Origin of the sequence: Mycobacterium sp., assembly GCF_035603715.1 — a bacterium.
GTDB lineage: Bacteria > Actinomycetota > Actinomycetes > Mycobacteriales > Mycobacteriaceae > Mycobacterium.
On record NZ_DATNJW010000307.1, the window covers coordinates 1 to 8,525 of the forward strand.

An 8,525-nucleotide genomic window follows, 5' to 3' on the forward strand; every position below is an offset into this window, starting at 1 on the left:
GGGAAGTGCCGGTTGAGCTTGGACGTCGCCGCGCCCAGCCAGATGACCATGAAGACCACCTTGGCCCCGACGACGATGTCCGCCCCCGGGAACAGGAACACGAGCGCCAGCGGCGCGTAGACCTCGCCGCGGGCGGCCAGGAAGATGACCTTGTCTCGCAGGCCGATCACGGCCAGGACTGTCAGAATCGCGACGGTCTGCCAACGCGGCACGATGCCGATCGCCGTGCCCAGCGCGGGAATTGGGCCTGACCCGTCCGACACCAACCCGAGGACCAGCAACCCCAGCAGGATGCCGTAGAGCAGGGCGTCGAACGGCGTTCTGTCGTTTCCCTTGGTCAGCGGAACCCGCTCGGGCCAAGGGGGAAGCCGGATGGTGCCGGGACGTAGCCAGTACAGGATCGAGCCCATCGGCGGGAAGTAGCGACCGGCCAGCGGCCCGAAGCAGCAACCGAGGCCTACGACCTCGAACAGCATCGTGTAGAGCACAGCCTTTTCGAACACGATCGGCTCGGTCCACCACGCCGCGACATCGGTGAACCCGTCGATGCCGTTGGTCGACCACGCGAACAGCCACGCACCGAGAATGTAGAGGGCAATCTTGATGCCGTACATAACGTGCATGATCAGTGGGGTGCCGAAGCCGTTCTCAGCGATGTGGCGCACCATCGGCACCACACGTTCGGCACGCGGCTTCTTGCTCCACTCGGCCATGTCGACGACGGGCAGGTTGGGCTGGACGAATCCCATTGCGGCTCCTTCGGCGCAGCTCTCCGCGAGGTGCCAATCAGCAGCCTGGCATCAGAAAAACTACGCCCAGCAACCACTGGTGGGGCAGGATCTGCGAGGTCGACAAGAACCACAAACATCGTCGAGGTTTTAGTGGTGCGCCGTCAGGGTTTCGAACCCCGGACCCGCTGATTAAGAGTCAGCTGCTCTACCAACTGAGCTAACGGCGCGTGCATCCTGCTGGACTGCGTTTGCGACAATAACAGTCATTCCGTCGGGGGACGAAATCGTCGAGGCTGTGATCGGTCGCTGATGACTGTTAACAGTCGTCCACCGCTTAGAATACTCCGCAGTAACAAACCATTACACGTCGCGAAAGGTAACAACGCAGGTGGGGGATCGCTTCATCAGGTCTCGGCAGCGAGGCCGGCTGTTGCTGGCCGTGCTGATGGTGCCGCTTGCCGTCTTTGGCGCGGCGGCCTGCGGTGGCAGCGGCGGCGCTCCGGCGCCGAAGGCCATCATGGACAAGGCCACACCGTTCGGTGACCTGCTCGTCCCCAAACTCAGCGCCTCGGTGACCGACGGCGCTGTCGGCGTTGCGGTGGACAGCCCGGTGACGGTCAACGCCGACGACGGTGTGCTGGCCTCCGTCGAGATGGTCAACGAAAACGGCGGGACCGTTGACGGCCAACTCAGCCCCGACGGCGTGCACTGGGCTACTACGGAGCGGTTGGGCTATAACAGGATGTACACGCTGACCGCCAAAGCCCGCGGGCTCGGCGGCATGGCCACCAGGCAGCTTTCGTTCCAGACTCACTCGCCGCACAACCTGACCATGCCGTACGCCATGCCGCACGACGGCGAGGTGGTGGGTGTCGGCGAGCCGGTGGCGATCCAGTTCGACGAGGCCATCGCGAACCGTGAGGCCGCCGAGAAGGCGATCGTGGTGACGACCGATCCGCCCGTCGAGGGCGCTTTCTATTGGCTGAACAAGCGCGAAGTTCGTTGGCGCCCTGAGCATTTCTGGAAGCCTGGGACGAACGTGAACATCGCGGTCAACACCTACGGTGTCGACCTGGGTGACGGGGTGTTCGGCGAGGACAACGTGCACTCACACTTCACCGTCGGCGACGAAGTCATCGCGACCGCGGACGACAACACGAAGATGGTGACGGTGCGCGTCAACGGTGATGTGGTCAAGACCATGCCGACGTCGATGGGCAAGGACAGCACTCCCACCGCTAGCGGTACCTACATTCTCGGTGTTCGATTCGCGCACATGATCATGGATTCGTCCACCTATGGCGTTCCGGTCAACTCGCCCAACGGATATCGCACCGAGGTGGATTTCGCCACCCAGATGTCCTACAGCGGAGTATTCGTGCATTCGGCGCCGTGGTCGGTGGGCGCCCAAGGCCACACCAACACCAGCCACGGCTGCCTCAACGTGAGCCCGAGCAATGCCCAATGGTTCTTCGAGCACACCAAGCGCGGCGACATCGTGCAGGTGCTCAACACGCTCGGCCCGCCGCTGTCGGGTACTGAAGGGCTCGGCGACTGGAACATCCCGTGGGATCAGTGGCACGCCGGCAATGCCAAGGCGTGACACCGATTGGTTACGCCGCATTTGTTATCTAGCAACCTGATTCGCGCTCGACACGCCGACTGAGCGCCCCTCCGTTCCAGCGGCCGGTGACGCTTTTAGCCTTATAGGCGTGAATGAAGCTCTCGGTCGTCCAACCGAGGTGGGCGGCAGTCGCAATGTCCGCGGTCAACTTGCTCTGTTAAGCGGCCACGTCCTGTGGCAAGTGGTCGGTGTCGCCGTCGGCGCAATCGGCTACGCGGCGGAGGCGGGCGGGTTCGAGCTCGAGATGCGCAGAGCCGCCGCGCGCAGTCAACGCTAAGCCGGCAACGTCAAGCCTCATCAACCCGCGCGGGTCTCGAACAGTGCCGGGTCGGCCACGATGACGCTCGGCGCGACATCTCCGGTGCGTGTCGCGACAAACGGAGTCCGGTACACCGTTCCTTGCTTGCCGCATTCATTGCTGAGAATGGTGCCGATCTCAATGCCTCGAAATGTTCCGCCGGGCTGTGGCTCCCAGGTCCAGAGCCGCGTCTCGTCGTCGGTGAGCGGCTGTTGTGTGCCGTCGCACTGTGAGGGTGCCTGAAGGATGGGCGTGCTCTGCCAATGTCCGTCGCTAAAACGGAGAACAGCTGTCGTTCCGTTGCCCTCTTGTTGGTTGGATTCGTCCAATTCAGACCCGGCGGCCACGCATCCGGCCGACGTACATACGGAACGGAAGGCCCACCACTGCTGGACGGCGGTGGGGAGGCCCGTCACCGCGCCGTTGATCGTCTGATTCTGCAAATCGAAATCCACCCGGTAGGTGCCGTCCAGGACCGGGCCCGCGACGGGTGGTGGAGCGGTGCTGGGCGACGGGGAGATGCTGACTGTCGCCGGATCGGCCACCGGGACGCCGGTCGGCACGTCGCCGACCCGAGACGCCACGACCGGGGCCACGGCGACCTGTCCTTGTAGGCCGCATTCGTTGGTGAGCGCGGTGCCCGTCTTCGCGCCGGTGAGTGTGCCGTTCGGCTGGGGCGCCAATGACCAGGTCAGCATGACGGTATTTGCGCCCGCGACCACTTGACCGTCTGCGCCGAGGCAGCGCGGCTGGCCGAGTTGGCGCTGCACTGGCGCGGATTGCCAGTGGCCGTCAACGAAACGGTATTCGGCGGACGTGGCCGGCGTATGCGCCAGCTGGTGGTCCTTCGGATCCAGCTCCGTCGCTGTGGCGACGCATCCGGTGGATCTACACGACGAGTGCAGAGCCCACCATGACGTCGTGTCGGTGGTGTGCACCGCGTATGGGGCGCCGTTGATAGTTTGCTTGTTGTAGTCGTAGTCGAAGCTGTACATGCCGTCGAATGCTGCGACCGGAGGTACCGGGGTGCTGGCTGGAGAGCTTGACGGCGAGGTCGAAACGGTGCTCGTCGCCGGCCGCATCACGAAGCCGACAACGCCGATGACAGTGAGCAACACTGCGGCTATCGCCGCAGCGAGGAGAATCCGGGACCGGCTGCGCCGCTTGGGCTTTGTCGCGTCCGGTGGCGTCTCACGCGCCGCGGTGCCCAACAATGACGAGGCCGATGCCACGCGGAAAGAGGGTTGCGTCTCGCGCTCCGCGATCGGCGCGGCGACCATGACATCGCCCTCGACGCGGCCGGCGTCCACACCGGCCTGCTCGACGAGGGCTGCGGCGAAGTCGCCACATCGTTCGAAGCGGTCGGCGGGGTCCTTGGCCAACCCCTTCGACAGCACCTCGTCGAGGTTCGTCAATTCCGGACGCCGGTCGCTCAGTTTGGGCAGTGGTGCGGTGAGATGTCGGCTGATGACCGCCACCGGATTGGAATGCTCATACGGCGGCACACCAGTGAGAAGGTGAAACGTGGTGGCCGCCAACGCGTATTGATCGGCGCGCCCATCGATGTCTCCGCCCATCAACTGCTCAGGCGCCGCGTAGGTGACGGTGCCCATGATGAAGTTGGTCGCGGTAAGTCCGCTGATGTCACCAAGTGGTCGCGCAATCCCGAAGTCGGCTAACAGGATTCGCCGTTTGCCGTCCCGAGGATCGGCGACCAAGATGTTGGCGGGTTTGACGTCGCGGTGCAGGAGCCCTTGGCCGTGCGCGTAATCGAGTGCGGCGGCCACGGCACTGACGACGGCGCACACGTCCTGTATCGGCATCCCCGCCGGGTAGCGGTCTTTGACCAATCGTGCGGCGTCGGTGCCGTCGACGTAGTCCATGGCGATCCAGAGCTGACCATCGAACTCACCGCGATCATGCACCGCGACGATGTTCGGGTGCCACAACGCGGCGGCCAGATCGGCTTCGCGCTGAAACCTCTCACGGAAGTCGCCGTCCGCCGTTATCGCTTCGGAGAGGATTTTCAGAGCATCGTGGCGCGGCAGCCTGGGATGCTGCGCGAGATAGACCTCGGCCATCCCGCCAGACCCCAGCGGCCGCAGAACGATGTACCCGCCGAAAGTCATCCCGACCTCTAATGACATGCGCGGATGGTAACGCCGCTGCCCTATATGGGTTCTTAATGGAGCGCGTGGATGCGCAAACCCGGCTAGCGTAAAGGACCTGATCGCGCGCCCGGGTGACGCAGCATTGGCCGGTAGTTCTTATCAGGTGTGGGAGCTGAAATGTTGTCCAATGTCGGCGGTCCGCGCAGCGAGAGGGGATGGAAGTGCTGACCTCCTCGCTGCTGGCGACTGTTGTTGCGCTGTTACCTGCACGGCGACGACATGGGCATCTCGGCGGAGGAGGCGGGACGGCCCTCGGAGCCGGTGACTTCCTGTGGCTCGGCCTCGGGGTGGTCGTCTTGGTGGCAGCCGTCGTGTTAGCGGTGTGGCTACACCGTCGTTACAAGCGCCGGTGACGCCAAGGCGTGACCGGCTAGCGTGATCTTTGGGGTGAGTGACGGGACTCGAACCCGCGACATTCAGGATCACAACCTGACGCTCTACCAACTGAACTACACCCACCATTGCTGCCGGCCGCCGAGGCGACCTACAGCGTCGTCGATACTAACTGCTTGGGTCCTCCGCGGGCGAATCCATTTCCTCCGGCGCGGCCAGTTCGACCCCGAGCTCGTCGGCCACGGCAGCGATCTCGCTGGTCGCGGGGCCCGGGGGTGTTACGAAGGCCGTGCGCCGGTAGTACTGCAGCTCACGGATGGATTCGTGGATGTCGGCCAGCGCGCGGTGGGCCAGACCCTTGGCCGGCTGGCCGTAGTAGATCCGCGGATACCAACGGCGGCACAGCTCCTTGATCGAGCTCACATCGATCATCCGGTAGTGCAGAAACGAATCGAGCGTAGGCATGTCGCGGGCGATGAAGCCCCGATCGGTGGCGATCGAGTTGCCCGCCAGCGGCGCCGTTTTGCCTTGCTTGACGTGTTGCCGGATGTAGTCGAGCACCAACTTCTCGGCTGTCGCCAGGTCCACGGTGGATGTCCGCACCTCTTCGATAAGCCCCGAGCGGGTGTGCATCTGGGTCACCACGTCGACCATCGACGACAGCGCCGCATCGTCGGCGTGGATCACTACGTCGACCCCATCGCCAAGGATGTTCAGGTCAGCGTCGGTGACCAGGACGGCGATCTCGATCAACTTGTCCGAGCCCAGGTCCAACCCGGTCATTTCGCAGTCGATCCACACCAGTTCGTCCCGCACAGCATTCACAGTAGGCAAAGTTAGCTGGACGCCCTGCAGCCACCCCGCCTGAGCGCGACAGCCAGTAAGGTCGTGCGTGATCGAGACCACAGCAAGTAGCGGAGAGACAAGGGTCTTATGAGCACTGAATCGACAGCGAACCCCGCACAGCAGATCGCAGCCGGCTACGCCGTCGAGGGTCAGGCTTTGGAGTTGGGTGCAGTCGTCATCGACAGCAAGACCACCCCGACCGCGCAGATCCGTATCCCGCTGGCCACTGTCAACCGTCATGGTCTGGTAGCCGGCGCGACCGGTACCGGAAAGACCAAGACGCTGCAGGTAATCGCCGAACAACTCTCGGCGGCAGGCGTGCCGGTGCTGATGGCAGACGTCAAGGGCGACCTGTCCGGTCTGTCGCGCCCCGGTGAAAGCAATGACAAGATCACCGCTCGCGCCAAGGAATCCGGCGACAATTGGGCGCCCAGCGCGTTTCCGGTGGACTTCCTGTCGCTGGGAACCAAGGGCATCGGCGTTCCGGTGCGTGCCACGATCGCCAGCTTCGGGCCGATCCTATTGTCAAAGGTGTTGGGGCTCAATGCTACTCAAGAGTCAACGCTGGGCTTGATCTTCCACTATGCCGAGCAGCAGAACTACGAGCTGCTGGACCTGAAAGACCTGCGTGCGGTGATCGGAAAGCTCACCAGCGACGAGGGCAAGGCCGATTTGAAGTCGTTGGGCGGCGTATCCGCGCAAACCGCCGGCGTCATCCTGCGCGCCCTGGTCAATCTGGAAGCCGAAGGGGCCGATACCTTTTTCGGTGAGCCGGAATTGAAGCCCAAGGACTTGTTGCGTTTTGACGACAAGGGACGCGGGGTCATCTCGCTGCTAGAGCTGGGAGCTCAAGCAGCCCGGCCGGTGCTGTTTTCGACGTTTCTGATGTGGGTGCTGTCCGACCTTTTCAAGTCCCTGCCTGAAATCGGTGACGTCGACAAACCCAAGCTGGTCTTCTTTTTCGACGAGGCGCACTTGTTGTTCAGCGATGCGTCCAAAGCGTTTCTGGAGCAGGTCGAGCAGACGGTCAAGCTGATCCGCTCTCGAGGCGTCGGCGTGTTCTTCTGCACCCAGTTGCCCACCGACGTGCCCAACCAGGTGTTGTCGCAGTTGGGAGCTCGCATCCAGCACGCCCTGCGCGCGTTCACTCCCGATGACCAGCAGGCGCTGACGAAGACCGTCCGCACCTACCCGAAAACCGATGTCTACGATCTGGCTTCGGCGTTGACGTCATTGGGCATCGGCGAAGCGATCGTCACCGTGCTATCGGAACGCGGCGCCCCAACCCCGGTGGCGTGGACCAGACTGCGTTCGCCCCGTTCGCTGATGGCTGCCATCGGCGATGACGCGATCGGCACCGCGGCCAAAGCCAGCCCGCTGCAGGCGGTCTACGGTGACACCAAGGACCGGCAATCGGCGTACGAGAAGATCGAAGCCGAAAAGGCAAAGGCTCCAGCCGAGCAGCCGGCGGGCAAGAACGCGCCAGAAGCCGCGAAAAAGCCTGGCTGGTTCAGTCGATTCGTGAACAGCCGCGGCTTCCAGACCTTCCTCAAGGCGTTGGGCACCGAGATCATCCGCAACATGTTCGGTGGCGGCAGCAAACGCCGTCGGTAGATCAGCCGCCCATCTTCTTGTAGAAGCTTCCGACGATCGGCGCGACGATCGCCCGCGGTGCGTACTGGCTGGCCGCCGACATCGCCTTCGACGTCACGCCGGGGACCACGCGCATCTTGTTGCGCGCCAACGCATCTAGCGATTTCTTTGCGGTGTATTCGGTGGAGATCCATAGAAAGTCCGGTACCAGCTTCTCCACGATCGACGCCTCGGAGGCGTCAGGTAGTTCGGTGCGCACTGGGCCCGGGGCCAGCACCGTCACGTGCACACCGGTTTTGCGCAGTTCGCCGCGCAACGACTCGCTGAACGTGTTCGCGAACGCCTTCGTCGCCGCATAGGTCGCGTTGTAGGGGATTGGTGAATTGCCTGCTGCCGAACCGGAAATCAAGATGCCGCCGGCTCTGCGCTCAATCATTCCGGGCAGCACCGCCAGCACAAGGTCGTGTACCGCGACCGCGTTCAGCTGGACCTGAGCCCGCTCCGACGCGGGGTCCAGCGCGGAGAGCGGTCCAAAATTGGCGGTACCGGCGTTGGCGCACAGGATCGAGATGTTTCGGGTGGCCAACTCGTCGACCAGTTTTGTGCGTTCGGCCGTGTCGGCGAGGTCGGCGGGACGGACTTCGACGGTGACGCCGTATTTCTCGGTCAGCTTGCCGGCCACGGTGTTGAGCAGGTCTTCGCGTCGCGCGGTGATGATCAGGCTGTGACCACGCGCTGCCAATTCGGTGGCCAGTGCTTCGCCGATGTTCTGCGAGGCGCCGGTGACTACGGCACGAGCGTCGGGGCTGGGCGCGGGTACGGGCATGCGCCAATGGTAGACAGACCAACAATGTCTGATTCCGGCAGTAACGATTCGCCCAGATCCGAGCGAGCCCATGCGGTGGCGTGGGCACTGTGGGACACCGGTT

8 protein-coding genes and 2 tRNA genes are annotated in these 8,525 nt (G+C 63.6%); 4 read left to right on the plus strand and 6 right to left on the minus strand.

The window, feature by feature from the left end; genetic code table 11:
- On the minus strand, positions 1 to 749 hold a 749-nt coding region (locus VN856_RS12695), incomplete at its 3' end, for a DUF3556 domain-containing protein (protein ID WP_325689498.1).
- Between the two features lie 133 nt (positions 750 to 882).
- Positions 883 to 958: transfer RNA gene (locus tag VN856_RS12700), tRNA-Lys, on the minus strand.
- A 218-nt stretch (positions 959 to 1,176) separates the two neighbouring features.
- On the opposite strand from VN856_RS12700, the gene VN856_RS12705 reads away from it, so the two are divergent.
- Entirely contained in the window at positions 1,177 to 2,334 is a 1,158-nt protein-coding gene (locus tag VN856_RS12705) for a L,D-transpeptidase (RefSeq protein WP_325689512.1), read from the plus strand.
- Positions 2,335 to 2,443: 109 nt separating this feature from the next.
- A complete protein-coding gene (locus VN856_RS12710; protein ID WP_325689500.1) occupies positions 2,444 to 2,632 on the plus strand; it encodes a hypothetical protein in 189 nt (62 codons plus the stop codon).
- Positions 2,633 to 2,652: 20 nt separating this feature from the next.
- Here VN856_RS12710 and VN856_RS12715 read toward each other — a convergent pair whose 3' ends face one another.
- Positions 2,653 to 4,800, minus strand: coding sequence for a serine/threonine-protein kinase (locus VN856_RS12715; RefSeq protein WP_325689502.1), 2,148 nt, complete (start codon positions 4,798 to 4,800; stop codon positions 2,653 to 2,655).
- Between the two features lie 179 nt (positions 4,801 to 4,979).
- Here VN856_RS12715 and VN856_RS12720 point away from each other — a divergent pair, with 179 nt between their 5' ends.
- Positions 4,980 to 5,177, plus strand: a complete 198-nt coding sequence (locus VN856_RS12720; protein WP_325689504.1) for a hypothetical protein — start codon at positions 4,980 to 4,982, stop codon at positions 5,175 to 5,177.
- A 30-nt stretch (positions 5,178 to 5,207) separates the two neighbouring features.
- On the opposite strand, the gene VN856_RS12725 is transcribed toward VN856_RS12720, so the two are convergent.
- Both VN856_RS12725 and orn read right to left on the minus strand, forming a co-directional pair.
- A tRNA-His gene (locus VN856_RS12725) sits at positions 5,208 to 5,283 on the minus strand.
- Between the two features lie 42 nt (positions 5,284 to 5,325).
- Positions 5,326 to 5,973: an oligoribonuclease gene (gene orn / locus VN856_RS12730; RefSeq protein WP_325689506.1), complete on the minus strand. Its 648-nt coding sequence runs from the start codon at positions 5,971 to 5,973 to the stop codon at positions 5,326 to 5,328.
- 117 nt (positions 5,974 to 6,090) lie between these two features.
- Between orn and VN856_RS12735 the strand changes: the two genes are divergently transcribed.
- Positions 6,091 to 7,617 carry a helicase HerA-like domain-containing protein gene (locus VN856_RS12735; protein WP_325689508.1) on the plus strand — a complete coding sequence of 509 codons (1,527 nt, stop codon included), beginning with the start codon at positions 6,091 to 6,093 and terminating at the stop codon, positions 7,615 to 7,617.
- A 1-nt stretch (position 7,618) separates the two neighbouring features.
- Here VN856_RS12735 and cmrA read toward each other — a convergent pair whose 3' ends face one another.
- Complete coding sequence (gene cmrA / locus VN856_RS12740; RefSeq protein WP_325689510.1) at positions 7,619 to 8,422, minus strand: mycolate reductase; 804 nt, start codon at positions 8,420 to 8,422, stop codon at positions 7,619 to 7,621.
- Between the last annotated feature and the right edge of the window lie 103 nt (positions 8,423 to 8,525).